Source organism: Janibacter alkaliphilus (assembly GCF_013408565.1).
GTDB classification, from domain to species: Bacteria; Actinomycetota; Actinomycetes; order Actinomycetales; family Dermatophilaceae; genus Janibacter; species Janibacter alkaliphilus.
The window spans coordinates 2221957-2235787 of the sequence record NZ_JACBZX010000001.1; the positions used below are offsets into that span (position 1 = coordinate 2221957).

The window sequence follows — 13831 nt, forward strand, 5'->3', positions numbered from 1 at the left end:
GCACGACGATGCTGTCCTCGGTGCGCCTGTGACCCGGCGGCTGCTGCTGGCGCTGGCGCTGCTGACGATGCTGACCGCGGGATGCTCGGTCCAGGTCGGGGGAGAGGACGGGGCGACCAGCGGCAGCGGCGAGAACTCGTCCTTCACCGAGGCCGGGGTCGCCCGCATCGAGGACGAGGGCCGGGCGGTCCTCGACCTGCGCGAGGCCGGGCTGAGCGCGCAGGACCTCGGCGCCGCCGACGGGGAGCGCCTGCGGGACCTGGACGTGGAGGACGCCGCCGACCCCGTCACCCTCGTGGTCCGCGGCAGCCAGGGGGACCTCGAGGTCGAGGCCCGCAGCATCCGCTGCCTCGTCGGTCCGGAGGGCCAGATCGACTCGGTGGCGGTCTTCCACCGCGCGCCCGACCAGGAGGCCCTGCTGGCCGCGCTGGAGGAGATCGGCGGCACCGTCGGCGCCGACACCACCCGGGTCGACTCCTTCGCCGGGTCGGTGCGCTCGCAGCCCGAGCAGGAGCGGGACGTCTGGGGCAACGGCGCCGACGCGCTCGGCTTCGACGTCGGCCTGCACCCGGTCTACGCGCCGGACGCCGACGCCCAGGTGCTCGAGCTGCAGCTGACCCCGCCCCGGTGAGCGCGCCGCCCCGCGCGGCCGGCCGATCCCGGAGCACGCCGGTTTGGCCGGTCCCGCCGGGCCCGGTATCGTGGAGTGCTGGTGCGCCCACCGAGCGGATGCCCCGCGCCTCAGGACCCCGTCCTGAGCCGCAGGTCCTATCGGCCGGTCAGACAGAGCGAGCGCCCCAGGAACCGAAAGAGAGTCTCACCCGATGTACGCGATCGTTCGCGCCGGTGGCCGCCAGGAGAAGGTCTCCGTCGGCGACATCCTGCTCGTCAACAAGGTCAAGGGCGAGGCCGGTGACAGCCTCGAGCTGCAGCCGCTGCTCGTCGTCGACGGGTCCACCGTGACCAGCGACGCCGACAAGCTCGCCAAGGTCTCGGTCACCGCCGAGGTGGTCGGCCCCGCCAAGGGCCCGAAGATCACCATCATGAAGTACAAGAACAAGACCGGGTACAAGAAGCGCCAGGGCCACCGCCAGCCGCTCACCCAGATCAAGATCACCGCGATCGACGCCTGATCGCGACCGGACGAGAGACAAGGACGAACTGACATGGCATCCAAGAAGGGTGTGTCCTCGACCAAGAACGGTCGCGACTCCAACCCCCAGTACCTCGGCGTCAAGCGCTTCGGCGGCCAGGTCGTCGGCGCCGGCGAGATCCTCGTGCGCCAGCGCGGCACCCACTTCCACCCGGGCGAGAACGTCGGCCGGGGCGGCGACGACACCCTCTTCGCGCTCGCCGGCGGGTCCGTGGAGTTCGGCAGCAAGCGTGGCCGCAAGACGGTCAGCGTCGTCCCGTCGGACGTCGGCTGACCCCAGCACCCCACCGCGAAGGGGGCGGGTCAGCGTGTCGCTGACCCGCCCCCTTCGTCCGTCCCTCCCCGGCCCCGCGGGCCGGACGGGCACCGATCCCACCACCAGATCCGCCAGACAGGAGCGAGCATGACGACCTTCGTCGATCGTGTCGTGCTGCACGTCGAGGCCGGCAAGGGCGGCCACGGCGTGGCCTCCGTGCACCGCGAGAAGTTCAAGCCGCTCGGCGGCCCGGACGGCGGCAACGGGGGCAACGGCGGCGACGTCGTGCTCGTCGTCGACGACCAGAGCACCACCCTGCTGGACTACCACCGCAGCCCGCACCGCCGCGCCCAGAACGGCGCGCCCGGCGCCGGTGACGAGCGCGACGGGGCACGGGGCGACGACCTCGTCCTGGCGGTGCCCGAGGGCACCGTGGTGACGTCCCGCTCCGGACAGGTGCTCGCCGACCTCGTCGGCGCCGGCACCCGCTACGTCGCGGCCGAGGGCGGCCGCGGCGGCCTGGGCAACAAGGCGCTCTCCAGCCAGCGACGCAAGGCGCCCGGCTTCGCGCTGCTCGGCGAGCCGGGGGAGGCCCGGGACATCGTCCTGGAGCTGAAGTCGCTGGCCGACGTGGCCCTCATCGGCTTCCCCAGCGCCGGGAAGTCCTCGCTGGTCTCGGTGCTCTCCGCGGCGCGGCCGAAGATCGCCGACTACCCCTTCACCACCCTCGTGCCCAACCTCGGCGTGGTCACCGCCGGCGACCAGCGCTACACCGTCGCCGACGTGCCCGGCCTCATCCCCGGCGCCAGCGAGGGGCGCGGCCTGGGGCTGGAGTTCCTGCGGCACGTCGAGCGCTGCTCGGTGCTGGCGCACGTCGTCGACTGCGCCACCCTCGAGCCGGGACGGGACCCGCTGACCGACCTCGACGTCATCGAGGAGGAGCTGGCCGCCTACGTCGGCGACGACGCCCTCGGCGGGCGTCCGCTGGCCGAGCGCACCCGCGTGGTCGTGCTCAACAAGGCGGACGTGCCCGAGGCCGAGGAGCTGGCCGAGATGGTCCGGCCCGACCTGGAGGAGCGCGGCTACGAGGTGCACGTCGTCTCGGCGGTCGCCCGCACCGGGCTCAAGGAGCTCACCTTCGCCCTCGCCCGGCACGTCGCCGCCGCCCGCGCCGAGGCCGACGCCGAGGTCGTCCCGCAGCGGGTCGTGCTGCGGCCGAAGGGGGTCGACGACGCCGGCTTCGTCGTCCGTCGCGAGGGCAGCGGCGACGACGAGGCCTTCCGGGTGATCGGTCGGCGGGTCACCCGCTGGGTGCACCAGACCGACTTCGCCAACGACGAGGCGGTCGGCTACCTCGCCGACCGGCTGGCCCGCGCGGGCGTCGAGGAGGCGCTGGTGGAGGCAGGCGCCGTGGCCGGGTCGACCGTGCTCATCGGCGCCGAGGACGACGCGGTGGTCTTCGACTGGGAGCCGACCCTCGTCGGCGGCGCCGAGCTGCTCGGCGGGCGCGGCACCGACACCCGGCTCGACGAGCGCACCCGCCGCACCAGCGCCGAGCGCCGCGAGGAGTTCCACTCCCGCAAGGATGCCCAGACCGCTGCCCGCGAGGAGCTCGCCGCCGAGCGGGCCTCCGGCCGGTGGACCGACACCGACGAGGAGGGGTGAGCGCCGCGGTGGTGGCCTCCCCGCTGACCGACGAGCAGGCCCGCGGGCAGGTGGCCGCTTCCCGCCGGATCGTGGTGAAGGTGGGCTCGTCCTCGCTGACCTCTGCCGACGGCGGTCTGCTCGACCACGCCCGGCTGCACGCGCTGGTCAACGCGCTGGCCGCGCGCATCGCCGACGGCGTCCAGGTCGTGCTCGTCTCCTCCGGGGCCATCGCCGCCGGGATCGGGCCGCTGGGCCTGGCGCAGCGGCCGAACGACCTGGCCACCCAGCAGGCTGCCGCGAGCGTGGGGCAGGGCGCGCTGGTCGCCGCCTACGACGCCGGCTTCGGGCACCACGGGCTGACCGTCGGCCAGGTGCTGCTGACCGCCGACGACACCACCCGGCGCAGCCACTACACCAACGCCCGCCGCACCCTGGAGCGGCTGCTCGCGCTGGGCATCGTGCCGGTGATCAACGAGAACGACACGGTCGCCACCAGCGAGATCCGGTTCGGTGACAACGACCGGCTGGCGGCGCTGGTCGCGCACCTCATCGGCGCCGACACGCTGGTGCTGCTCACCGACGTCGACGCGCTGTACACCGACAAGCCGGACCGTCCGGGGGCGCGCCGGATCCCGGTGGTCCGCGGCGCCGACGAGCTGGCCGCGGTGGACGTCAGCGCCCGCGGCTCGCGGGTCGGCACCGGCGGGATGCAGACGAAGGTGGAGGCCGCCTCGATCGCCGGCGCCGCCGGGATCACCGCCGTGCTGGCCGCCGCCGGCGACGTCGCCGGGGTGCTCGCCGGTGAGGACGTCGGCACGGTCTTCCTGCCGTCCGGTCGTCGCCGGGCCTCGCGCACCTGGTGGCTGCAGCACGCCACCACCTCGCGCGGCGCGCTGGTCGTCGACGCCGGGGCGGTCACCGCGCTCACCGAGCGGGGCAAGTCGCTGCTCCCGGCGGGGATCACCGAGGTGCGCGGCACCTTCGCCGACGGAGACCCGGTCGACGTGATCGGGCCCGACGGGCAGGTGGTCGCGCGCGGGCTGACCAACTACTCCTCCGTGGAGCTGCCGCTCATGCTGGGCCGCTCCACCCGTGAGATCGCCGCCGACCTGGGCCCGGAGTACGAGCGCGAGGCCATCCACCGGGACCACCTGGCCGTCCACTGACACCCCCAACTGCGCAACTGCCCGGGCAGTTGCGGAGAGGGAGGGTGAATTGCCCGGGCAGTTGCGGGTGGCGGGGGTGATTTGCCCGGGCAGTTGCGGAGATTGGGTGAATTGCCCGGGCAGTTGCGGGTGGTGGGGCGAATTTGCCCGGGCAGTTGCGGGTGGTGGGGCGAATCTGCCCGGGTAGTTGCGGGTGGTGGGCCAGGGTCAGCGGACCTGGGTGACCTCGAACTGCATCCGCGGGCTGGCGTAGACCTCCTGGGACTGGACGAGCTGCAGCTCGCGCCGGCCAGAGTCGAGGGTGGTCTGCAGCAGGTCGAAGACGGCCGAGACCGTGCGCCCCAGGGCGTCGCCGAGCGAGCCGGTCTGCAGCCAGTGCGCGGTGAAGAGGGCCGCCGTCACGTCGCCGGAGCCGTTCGCCTTCAGCGGCAGGTGCGGGGTCTGCACGATCCACGCCTCGTCCTCGTGGCAGGCGAGCATCTCGATCGTGCCCTCCGGCCGGTCCGGGCGCAGCACCGAGGTCACCAGCACGGTGCTCGGCCCGATCTCACGGGCCGCGTCCACCGAGGCGAGGGTGTCCTCGAGCGTCTCCGGCTCGGTCCCGGTGAGGAAGCCCAGCTCGAACTGGTTCGGGGTGATGAGGTCCGCGGCGGGCACGACCTTGTCCCGCAGCAGCACAGGGATCGCCTCGTGCACGAAGCAGCCAGAGCTGGCGTTGCCCATCACCGGGTCGCAGGCGTAGATCGCAGCCGGGTTGGCCGCCTTCACCTGGGCCACCGCGTCGATGATGACGTCCCCGATGGCCTCCCCGCCCTGGTAGCCGGAGAGCACCGCGTCGACCTCGGCGAAGGCCTCCCGCTCACCGATGCCGGTGATGACGTCGCGCACGTCGGCGGGGTCCATCAGCGGTCCGCGCCAGGCGCCGTAGCCGGTGTGGTTGGAGAAGTTCACGGTGTTGACCGGCCACACCTCGACGCCGAGGCGCTGCATCGGGAAGACGCTGGCCGAGTTGCCGACGTGCCCGTAGGCGACCGCGGACTGGATCGAGAGGATCGTCGTCATCCCGTCAGTATCCCATCCGCACCCGTCCGACCGTCGGGTGCTGACGGATGGCGGCACACCCCCCGGGCGCACGGCCTGACCACGATCCGTCGGCGCGGGATGCACCGGCGCGGCGCCCCCTTCTACGCTGGTCTCATGACCGACACGCTCGAGACCACCGCCACCGCGGACGACGCTGCACCGACCGCCGCCGGGGACGAGCCGAGCGCCGCGGCCACCGTCCGCGACCTCGCCGGCCGGGCCCGGGTCGCCTCCCGCGACCTCGCGCTGCTCACCCGCGCGCAGAAGGACGCGGCCCTGCACGCCCTCGCCGACGCCGTGGTCGCCGCTACCGAGACCGTGGTCGCCGCCAACGCCGAGGACCTCGCCCGCGGGCGCGAGCAGGGGATGGCCGAGGGGCTGCAGGACCGGCTGCTCCTGGACGCCGACCGGGTCGCCGCGGTCGCCCAGGCGCTGCGCGACGTGGCCGGCCTGCCCGACCCGGTCGGCGAGGTGGTGCGCGGCTCCACCCTCGCCAACGGGCTGCAGATCCGCCAGGTGCGGGTGCCGATGGGCGTCGTCGGGATGATCTACGAGGCCCGGCCGAACGTCACCGTGGACGCCGCCGGCCTCGGCCTGAAGTCGGGCAACGCCGTGATCCTGCGCGGCGGCTCGGCCGCCGCCTCGACCAACCGGGCCCTCGTCGACGCCCTGCGCGAGGCCCTCGCCGCGCAGGGTCTGCCCGCCGACGCGGTACAGCTGCTCGAGGGCGGCCACGAGGCTGTCAAGGAGCTCATGCGCGCCCGCGGGCTGGTGGACCTGCTCATCCCGCGCGGCGGCGCCCAGCTCATCCAGACCGTGGTCACCGAGTCCACCGTGCCGGTCATCGAGACCGGCGTCGGCAACTGCCACGTCTACCTCGACGTCGGCGCCGACCCGCAGAAGGCGGTGGCGATCGCGGTCAACGCCAAGACCCACCGGCCGAGCGTGTGCAACGCCGCCGAGTCGCTGCTGGTGCACCGCGACGTCGCCGAGCAGCTGCTGCCGCGGCTGCTGCGCGAGCTGGCCGACGCCGGGGTCGACCTGCGGACCGACGAGCGGTCCGGCGCGGTCGCCGCGGCCGCCGGGGTGGCCAGCACGCCGGCCACCGAGGAGGACCACGCCACCGAGTTCCACGACCTGGCGATGTCGGTCGCGGTGGTCGACGACCTCGACGGGGCGCTGGAGCACGTGCGCCGGTACGGCACCGGGCACACCGAGGCGATCGTCACCGAGGACCGGGCGGCCGCCCGCCGCTGGGTGGCCGAGGTGGACGCCGCCGCGGTCATGGTCAACGCCAGCACCCGCTTCACCGACGGCGGGGAGTTCGGCTTCGGTGCCGAGATCGGCATCTCCACGCAGAAGCTGCACGCCCGCGGCCCGATGGCGCTGCCGGAGCTGACCAGCACCAAGTGGGTCGTCGAGGGCGACGGCCAGATCCGCTGACGGACGGCCAGTTCCGCTGACGGACGGTCAGATGTGCTGACCGTGCCTCAGGACGAGGCGTCCGCCAGCTGCTCCGGCGTCCACCAGGTCACCTCGCGGCCCCGGCTGTCCTTGAAGCCGGAGAGCACCTCGTCCGGGTCGACGACGACGACCTCGTAGCCCTCGTCGAGCAGCTTGGTCGTCATGTTCGAGGAGGTGCGCCGGGCCACGTCACGCACCTCGTCGACCCGGCTGAGGTCGAAGACGACCTGGCGGGTGCTCGGCGGGTCGCTGACCAGGCCGTCGACGATCATCTCGATGGTGCTCAGCTCCAGGTCGCCCTCGAGCACCAGCACCGTCGCGTCCTCCTCGCCGATCCTGCGGGTGTGTCGCGCCCGCACCGCCGTGCGCGCCGGGCGGCCGGGATCCATGAGGTGCAGGTCCATGTCCTCGGACAGCAGCTCCATCATCTTCACGCCCCGGGCGCTGTTGCCGTGCGCGTCCAGCCGCGGCGAGAAGACCGCCAGCCCCACCTGCCCGGGCAGGACGCCGATGATGCCCCCGGCCACGCCCGACTTCGCCGGGATCCCGACCGCGGTGAACCAGTCACCGGCCGCGTCGTACATCCCGCAGGAGGCCATGACGCTGAGCACCTGCCGGGTGGTGCGCCGCCCCAGCACCCGCTCCCCGGTGTTCGGCTGCACCCCGCCGTTGGCCAGGGTCGCCGCCATGAGCGCGAGGTCGCGGACGGTCACCGACGTCGAGCACTGCCGGATGTAGCCGGAGACGGCGTCCTGCGGCGGGCTGGCCAGCACCCCCTGGGCGTCGAGCAGGTAGGCCAGGCCGAGGTTGCGGCTGGCCTCGCTCTGCTCGGAGGCGGCGACCTTCTCGTCGACCTCCACGGGGCGCTCGACCATCGCGCCGATGAGCGTCAGCAGGCGATCGACCGGGTCGGTGGTGCACATCAGCGAGTGCGTGGTGATCGCCCCGGCGTTGATCATCGGGTTCAGCGGCCGCCCGTTCTCCGGGTCCAGGGACAGCTCGTTGAAGGCGTCACCGCTGGGCTCGACGCCGACGTGCTCGAGCACCTCGTCGAGGCCGCGCTGCTCGATCGCGAGGCCGTAGGCGAAGGGCTTGGACATCGACTGGATGGTGAAGAGGTCCTCGGCGTCGCCGACCGCGTAGACCGTCCCGGAGACGGTGCACATGGCGATCGCCACCCGGTCGGGATCGGCGGCCGCCAGCTCGGGGATGTAGTCGGCGGGGGCGCCGCCGGTGACCTCGGCGGTCTTCTCGATGATCTCGTCGAGGTAGTCGAGGATGGGGGAGCGCACGGGACCTGCCTTGTCGTCGTCCGCCGGTCTACGGCGACCGGCGCGTGGCCCGGCCAACCTAGCAACGTCCGCGGCCGTCCCGAGCTCTGCTGGGCCGTCTCGACGGCGGTCCTGACGCGGCGAGGGCCCCCCGGCGTACCCGGGGGGCCCTCGCGACGGGCGCGTCGCATGCCCTTCGGCCCCGCGGCGACAGCGGCACGAAGGGGGACCAGCCCCTCCAGGGCGACGCGTGGATCAGAAGGCCCCGCGCTCGCGTGGTCGCCGTGCCGCGGCGGCGCGTGGCCGATGCCGCAGCGGTGCGAGCGTCGTTATCCCTGTGATCCGGTTCGGCACGTGCCCGCCCCTGGCGTGGGCAGGCTCGCACCTCCTCTTGCGAGGACCGTTCTACGCTCCCGGCCGCCGGCTCTGCAACCGGTAGCCGCCCGCCCGCGGGGTGCTGTCGCTCAACGGCCCGTCAGCCACAGGTTCGTCCACAGCCGATGCCGGTCAGGACGGGCATCTGTCCGGATCCTGTGGACAGCACCGGTGGACAACCTGCCTCGATCCGGGCGGGTAGCATGCGGGTCATGCTGAGCATCCAGTCCCTGGTCGTCGCCGCGGCCGAGGCCGAGCACGTCGAGCTGCCGATCCCGGCCTTCGGCTTCGGCCTCATCGCCCTGGCCCTCTTCGCCGCCGGTCTGGTGGCGCTGTGGTCCTTCCGCAACACCGCCCACGGCGTGGAGCAGGCCCAGCAGCGGCGTGCCCAGGCCCAGGAGCTCGACGTCGCCCGCGGCCGGCACCGGGCGGAGGACCGGACCTGACCCGCCGCCGCGTGGGGGTCATGGGCGGCACCTTCGACCCCATCCACCACGGGCACCTGGTCGCGGCCAGCGAGGTCGGGGCCCGGCTGCAGCTCGACGAGGTCGTCTTCGTCCCCACCGGCCAGCCCTGGCAGAAGGTGGAGAAGCGGGTGAGTCCCGCCGAGCACCGCTACCTCATGACGGTGGTCGCCACCGCCTCCAACCCGCGCTTCACGGTCAGCCGGGTGGACATCGACCGGGACGGACCGACCTACACCATCGACACGCTGCGCGACCTGCGGCGGCAGCGCCCGGACGCCGAGCTGTTCTTCATCACCGGTGCCGACGCGCTGGCCCAGATCGTGTCCTGGAAGGACGTCGACGAGCTGTGGGAGCTGGCCCACTTCATCGGGGTCACCCGGCCCGGATACACGCTCAGCGAGTCCGGTCTGCCGCACGACGAGGTGACCCTGCAGGAGGTGCCCGCGATGGCCATCTCCTCGACCGACTGCCGCCAGCGGGTCGCCGACGGCGAACCGGTCTGGTACCTCGTGCCGGACGGCGTCGTGCAGTACATCAACAAGTACGCCCTCTACACGGAGGAGGAGAACCCCGCACCGTGACCGCCACCGACCAGGCCCTGGCCCTCGCCCGCACCGCGGCGACGGCAGCCGAGGACAAGATCGCCACCACCATCACCGGCCTCGACGTCTCCGGGCAGATGCCGCTGACCGACATCTTCGTCATCGTCTCCGCGGACAACGAGCGGCAGGTCGGCTCGCTCGTCGACGCCGTCGAGGACGCGCTGCGGGAGCAGCACGACGTCAAGCCGCTGCGCCGCGAGGGCGCCCGCGAGGGACGCTGGGTGCTGCTCGACTTCGGCGACATCGTCGTGCACGTCCAGCACGACGAGGAGAAGGACTTCTACGACCTCGAGCGGCTCTGGAAGGACTGCCCGCACCTCGACCTCGGTGCCGTCGGCACGCAGCAGCCGGGCGGCTCGCGCGGCACGGGCGACCTCCAGCCGTGAGCGATCAGCCGTGAGTGACGCAGAGACCGCTCGCCGCCGCCTCGTCGTGCTCCGGCACGGCGAGACCGACGCCAACGCCGCCGGGGTGTGGCAGGGCCAGCTGGACCACGAGCTCTCCGCCCGCGGGCACGCCCAGGCGAAGGCGGCCGCCCGGGTGCTCACCGCCCTCGCGCCCAGCCGGGTGGTCGCCTCCGACCTGCGGCGGGCGCACGTCACCGGCCAGGACGTGGCGCAGGCCTGCGGCGTGCCGATCAGCACCGACCCCCGGCTGCGCGAGATCCACGCCGGCGCCTGGCAGGGGCTGACCGGGGCCGAGGTGCGCGAGCAGTACCCCGAGGACATGGAGCGGCTGCTGCGCGGCGAGGACTTCGCCCGTGGCGGGGACGGCGAGTCGATCGCCGACGTCGCGACCCGGGTGCGTCCGCTGGTCGAGGAGACCGTCGCGGCGATGGCGCCGGGGGAGTGCGTGCTGCTGGCCACCCACGGGGTCACCGGCCGCACCCTGGCGGTCGACCTCGTCGGGCTCGACCAGCAGCTCTCCTGGCGCGCGCTGGGCGGGCTGCGAAACTGCCACTGGATCGTCCTCGAGGAGGGGCGCGCCGGCTGGCGGATCCTGGAGTGGAACGTCGGCGCGCTCGCCGACCCCGACCCGAGCGAGCTGGTCATCGCCTGAGCCGGACCCGATTTGGTGTCCGACCGGGGTACCTGGGTAAGATCGCCCGGTCCGCACGGACGCGGGGCTGTAGCGCAGTTGGTAGCGCACCTCCATGGCATGGAGGGGGTCAGGGGTTCGAATCCCCTCAGCTCCACCGCACCGCCAGCAGCGCCCCGAGCCACCACGGCTCGGGGCGCTGCGGCGTCCAGGGCCGAGCTCGGTCGAGGTGATCCACACCCGCTCCAGCGGCGCGGATCACCTCGACCGCGGCCAGCGGGCGGCTACCTTAGGGGGACCTCACCTCGACCGCGGAGGCACCCATTAACGCCGACCCGACGACCGGCGAGCAGCCGGGTCGCGACCTGACCTCGGTGGCCGACCTCGAGGAGGCGGTGGGCCGGCGGCCGGTCGGCTGGCACCTGAAGTCGATCGACGTGCTCGACGACCACTGCCTCGACTTCCTGGCGCGGGCGCCCTTCGCCGTCCTGTCCACCCGCGGCACCGACGGCCGGCAGAGCTGCCTCCCGCTGGGCGGGCCGCCCGGGGTGCTGCGGCCGCGCGGACGGGACCGGATCGCTCTGGAGACGGGCGGGAGCCTGGCCACGGCGCCGGTGGGCACCCCGGCAGGACTGGTGGCCCTGCTGCCGGGCTACCGCGAGACGTTGCGCGTCAACGGGCGCCTGCACGGCGACGAGCTGATCGTGCACGAGGCCTTCCTGCACTGCGCCAAGTGCATGATCCGCTCCCACCTGTGGGACGGCGAGGCGCCGGCCAGCACCGGTGACGAGGTGGTCGAGACCGACCTGGGCCACCCCGAGGTGGCCGACTTCCTCGCCCGGTCCCCCTTCGTCCTGGTCAGCAGCACCGACGCCGCCGGCGAGGCCGACGTCAGCCCGAAGGGCGACCCTCCTGGCTTCGTCCAGGTGGTGGGGCCGCAGACGCTGGCGATCCCGGACCGGCCCGGCAACCGCCGCACGGACACCTTCCACAACCTCATCGAGGACCCCGGCACCGCGGTCATGGCGCTGGTTCCGGGCGACGACCGGGCGCTGCACGCCCGCGGCCGCGCCCGGATCACCGACGACGCCGGGCTGCGCAGCCGCGCCGAGGTGAAGGGGCACCGCCCCGAGGTGATGATGGTCGTCGACATCGAGGAGGTCCGCCTGGAGCGCTGCCCGGAGCTGGCCGCCTCCCGGCTGTGGGACCCGGACGCGCGGGTCGCGACGGGGGAGATGCCCCGGGCCAGCCGGATCTGGACCGATCACGTCCACCAGAACACCGACCCCGGCGTCGCCGCCCGGGTCGCCCGGGCGGCCACCCCGGAGCGGCTGCTGCGCGCCGGCCTGGCCAAGGACTACCGGGACAACCTCTACTGACCCTGACGGCGCCGGCTCCTGCGTGTCCGGACCGCCACCGCGCGAGCTCGCCCACTGAGCCCCCTTCGGTCGAGGTGATCCACGCCGGCTTCGGCGGCGCGCGTCACCTCGACCCGTCGGGTCTGACGGGCGAAGGGGGTAGCGTCAGGAGCCAGCACGAGCTGTCACCGACGCGTCAGGAGAGCGGCATGAGCGGATGGACCGACGAGGAGCTGGAGCGGATCGGGCACGCCCGGGTGGTGCACGTCGCACCGCGCCGCCCCGACGGGGCGCTCGGCAACCGGGTCACCGTGCAGGCCGTGGCCGCCGACGGCGCGGTCTACATCCGCTCCGTGCACGGCCCGGGCGCCTCCTGGTTCCGCACCCTCCGCGAGGCGGGCGAGGGGCACATCCAGGCCGGTGGCGTGTCCCGGGACGTGGTCGTCGAGCCGGCCGTCGACCCGGGGCTGGACCTCGACTCGGCCTACCGCGAGACCTATGGCGGCGGGCGGCCGCTGCGCGCGATCACCGGCCCGCTGGCGGTGCGGGCCACCCTGAAGATCACCCCGTCCTGAGCCCGACCGGTCACGATCACCGTGCGCCGCCCGGCGTGGACCAACCGGCTGCTGCTGCCGCTGGCGGTCCTGCTCTTCTCCTTCCTCGTCCCCATCGGTGACGTCGACGCGCCGGTCGGTGTCCTCCTCGGTGTGGCCGTCGGTGTGGCCTGCGTCGCGGCGGTCGTCGCGGTGCTCGCCGACGAGGCCACCCGGCAGCCGCGTCGGCTCCGGCCGGTGCACCTGGTGCTGGCCCTGGAGATCGTCATCGTCGTCTTCTCCCTGGGCTACTACCTGCTCGCCACCCGGGACGCGGCCCAGTTCGAGGGCTGAGCACCCGGCTGGACGCGCTCTACTTCACGATGACGATGGTCTCCACGGTCGGCTTCGGCGACATCACCGCCACCGGCCAGCTGGCCCGGGTGCTGGTCACCCTGCAGATGGCCTTCAACCTCCTCTTCATCGCCGCGCTGGTCCGCCTCTTCCAGCAGACGCTGGAGGGCCGCCGGTCCCCGCGCCACGAGGACTGACCGGACCGGCGCCATGGCCTACCGCTTCCGGGAGTCGTCCTCGCCGCTGGTGTCGGTGCTGTGGTGGGTCGAGGTCGACCAGGACGCGAGCTACACCGACGCCGCCAACGAGTTCTGGGGTATCGCCTTCAACCGGCGGGCCGGGCGCGAGCAGGTCGGGGCCAGCCTCATCGGCCCAAGCACCACGCCGCGCACCCTGGAGATGCTCGCCGGCGACCTCGGCTGGGGCGTCGAGCTGCCGGCGCACGTCTTCCTGCGGCACGTGCCCAAGCTCTCCCGGCTCGGAGAGATGCGCGAGCTGCCGTGCGACGGCTCCTTCGTCGAGATCGGCGGGGTGCGTCTGCCGGTGCCGCCCTTCGGCGACGAGGCCGCGCTGGAGACGATGGTCCGCCGGCTGCACCAGCAGGGGGTGCTGGTCGCCGACGACGACCTGGCCGCGGCCCTGGCCGGCGAGGACCCCGCCTACTCGCAGCGGCAGCTGCGCCGGCGCTCCAGCTCGGCCGTCGGGCTCGGCCAGAAACAGCTGCAGCAGCTCACCCGCGCCCGCACCGCCTACCGGCTGCTGCACGAGGGGCGCAGCCTCGCCGAGGCCGCCGCCGAGGCCGGGTACAGCGACCAGGCCCACATGACCCGGTCGATGCGTGCCGTCGCCGGGATGAGCCCGGCGAAGATCCTCGCCGACGACGAGGACGCCTTCCGCAGCCGTCCCAGCTGACGCGGCGACCCGTCGACGCCCGCACCTCGCCGGCGACCCGTCGACGAGCCGACCGGTCGACGACGAGGCGCCTCGGGGACGGCCGATTTCTTCAATCCCGCACCAGGGGGTCTGCAGCAGGCTGGAGCCATCACCCGCACGGAGAGGACACC

17 protein-coding genes and 1 tRNA gene are annotated in these 13831 nt (G+C 73.6%); 16 read left to right on the forward strand and 2 right to left on the reverse strand.

Annotation, left to right across the window (positions count from 1 at the left end):
• Nucleotides 1-28 precede the first annotated feature (28 nt).
• The 5 genes from BJY28_RS10700 to proB all read left to right on the forward strand — a co-directional run bounded on the left by BJY28_RS10700 (nucleotide 29) and on the right by proB (nucleotide 4222).
• The gene (locus tag BJY28_RS10700) at nucleotides 29-631 is read left to right on the forward strand and encodes a hypothetical protein (protein WP_179463003.1); all 603 of its coding nucleotides are present in this window, start codon (nucleotides 29-31) and stop codon (nucleotides 629-631) included.
• Between the two features lie 193 nt (nucleotides 632-824).
• Entirely contained in the window at nucleotides 825-1133 is a 309-nt protein-coding gene (gene rplU / locus BJY28_RS10705; RefSeq protein WP_179463004.1) for a 50S ribosomal protein L21, read from the forward strand.
• Between the two features lie 33 nt (nucleotides 1134-1166).
• Nucleotides 1167-1427: a 50S ribosomal protein L27 gene (rpmA, locus tag BJY28_RS10710; RefSeq protein ID WP_179463005.1), complete on the forward strand. Its 261-nt coding sequence runs from the start codon at nucleotides 1167-1169 to the stop codon at nucleotides 1425-1427.
• 129 nt (nucleotides 1428-1556) lie between these two features.
• Nucleotides 1557-3074, forward strand: coding sequence for a GTPase ObgE (gene obgE / locus BJY28_RS10715; RefSeq protein WP_179463006.1), 1518 nt, complete (start codon nucleotides 1557-1559; stop codon nucleotides 3072-3074).
• Nucleotides 3071-4222 carry a glutamate 5-kinase gene (gene proB, locus BJY28_RS10720; protein WP_343037063.1) on the forward strand — a complete coding sequence of 384 codons (1152 nt, stop codon included), beginning with the start codon at nucleotides 3071-3073 and terminating at the stop codon, nucleotides 4220-4222. The genes obgE and proB overlap by 4 nt, the downstream gene beginning before the upstream one ends.
• 207 nt (nucleotides 4223-4429) lie before the next feature.
• Here the strand turns inward: proB and pdxY are convergent, their stop codons facing one another.
• A complete protein-coding gene (gene pdxY, locus BJY28_RS10725; protein WP_179463007.1) occupies nucleotides 4430-5284 on the reverse strand; it encodes a pyridoxal kinase PdxY in 855 nt (284 codons plus the stop codon).
• Between the two features lie 135 nt (nucleotides 5285-5419).
• Here pdxY and BJY28_RS10730 point away from each other — a divergent pair, with 135 nt between their 5' ends.
• Nucleotides 5420-6748: a glutamate-5-semialdehyde dehydrogenase gene (locus BJY28_RS10730; protein WP_179463008.1), complete on the forward strand. Its 1329-nt coding sequence runs from the start codon at nucleotides 5420-5422 to the stop codon at nucleotides 6746-6748.
• Nucleotides 6749-6795: 47 nt separating this feature from the next.
• On the opposite strand, the gene BJY28_RS10735 is transcribed toward BJY28_RS10730, so the two are convergent.
• Nucleotides 6796-8061 carry a glutaminase gene (locus BJY28_RS10735; RefSeq protein WP_179463009.1) on the reverse strand — a complete coding sequence of 422 codons (1266 nt, stop codon included), beginning with the start codon at nucleotides 8059-8061 and terminating at the stop codon, nucleotides 6796-6798.
• 566 nt (nucleotides 8062-8627) lie between these two features.
• Between BJY28_RS10735 and BJY28_RS10740 the strand changes: the two genes are divergently transcribed.
• The 10 genes from BJY28_RS10740 (at nucleotide 8628) to BJY28_RS10785 (ending at nucleotide 13679) form a co-directional block, all read left to right on the forward strand.
• The gene (locus tag BJY28_RS10740) at nucleotides 8628-8861 is read left to right on the forward strand and encodes a hypothetical protein (RefSeq protein ID WP_179463010.1); all 234 of its coding nucleotides are present in this window, start codon (nucleotides 8628-8630) and stop codon (nucleotides 8859-8861) included.
• Entirely contained in the window at nucleotides 8858-9463 is a 606-nt protein-coding gene (gene nadD / locus BJY28_RS10745) for a nicotinate-nucleotide adenylyltransferase (RefSeq protein WP_281367033.1), read from the forward strand. Before BJY28_RS10740 ends, nadD begins: the two co-directional genes overlap by 4 nt.
• Nucleotides 9460-9870, forward strand: a complete 411-nt coding sequence (gene rsfS, locus BJY28_RS10750) for a ribosome silencing factor (RefSeq protein ID WP_179463012.1) — start codon at nucleotides 9460-9462, stop codon at nucleotides 9868-9870. Before nadD ends, rsfS begins: the two co-directional genes overlap by 4 nt.
• Before the next feature lie 10 nt (nucleotides 9871-9880).
• Nucleotides 9881-10543 (forward strand): histidine phosphatase family protein, encoded by a 663-nt coding sequence (locus BJY28_RS10755; protein WP_179463013.1) that lies wholly within the window; start codon nucleotides 9881-9883, stop codon nucleotides 10541-10543.
• A 63-nt stretch (nucleotides 10544-10606) separates the two neighbouring features.
• Nucleotides 10607-10679, forward strand: a tRNA-Ala gene (locus tag BJY28_RS10760).
• Nucleotides 10680-10896: 217 nt separating this feature from the next.
• A complete protein-coding gene (locus BJY28_RS16885; protein ID WP_218875299.1) occupies nucleotides 10897-11901 on the forward strand; it encodes a pyridoxamine 5'-phosphate oxidase family protein in 1005 nt (334 codons plus the stop codon).
• Between the two features lie 188 nt (nucleotides 11902-12089).
• Nucleotides 12090-12455: a DUF2255 family protein gene (locus BJY28_RS10770; RefSeq protein WP_179463014.1), complete on the forward strand. Its 366-nt coding sequence runs from the start codon at nucleotides 12090-12092 to the stop codon at nucleotides 12453-12455.
• Between the two features lie 21 nt (nucleotides 12456-12476).
• Nucleotides 12477-12767: a hypothetical protein gene (locus tag BJY28_RS10775; protein ID WP_179463015.1), complete on the forward strand. Its 291-nt coding sequence runs from the start codon at nucleotides 12477-12479 to the stop codon at nucleotides 12765-12767.
• Nucleotides 12768-12775: 8 nt separating this feature from the next.
• Nucleotides 12776-12964, forward strand: a complete 189-nt coding sequence (locus BJY28_RS10780; protein ID WP_281367034.1) for a potassium channel family protein — start codon at nucleotides 12776-12778, stop codon at nucleotides 12962-12964.
• Nucleotides 12965-12977: 13 nt separating this feature from the next.
• Nucleotides 12978-13679 (forward strand): helix-turn-helix domain-containing protein, encoded by a 702-nt coding sequence (locus BJY28_RS10785; RefSeq protein ID WP_179463017.1) that lies wholly within the window; start codon nucleotides 12978-12980, stop codon nucleotides 13677-13679.
• The last annotated feature ends 152 nt before the right edge of the window (nucleotides 13680-13831 follow it).

Coding starts and splice junctions, on each gene's coding strand:
- rplU (WP_179463004.1), top strand. CDS start 825: ATGTACGCGATCGTTCGCGCCGGTGGCCGCCAGGAGAAGGTCTCCGTC.
- rpmA (WP_179463005.1), top strand. CDS start 1,167: ATGGCATCCAAGAAGGGTGTGTCCTCGACCAAGAACGGTCGCGACTCC.
- obgE (WP_179463006.1), top strand. CDS start 1,557: ATGACGACCTTCGTCGATCGTGTCGTGCTGCACGTCGAGGCCGGCAAG.
- pdxY (WP_179463007.1), bottom strand. CDS start 5,284: ATGACGACGATCCTCTCGATCCAGTCCGCGGTCGCCTACGGGCACGTC.
- BJY28_RS10730 (WP_179463008.1), top strand. CDS start 5,420: ATGACCGACACGCTCGAGACCACCGCCACCGCGGACGACGCTGCACCG.
- BJY28_RS10740 (WP_179463010.1), top strand. CDS start 8,628: ATGCTGAGCATCCAGTCCCTGGTCGTCGCCGCGGCCGAGGCCGAGCAC.
- BJY28_RS10770 (WP_179463014.1), top strand. CDS start 12,090: ATGAGCGGATGGACCGACGAGGAGCTGGAGCGGATCGGGCACGCCCGG.
- BJY28_RS10785 (WP_179463017.1), top strand. CDS start 12,978: ATGGCCTACCGCTTCCGGGAGTCGTCCTCGCCGCTGGTGTCGGTGCTG.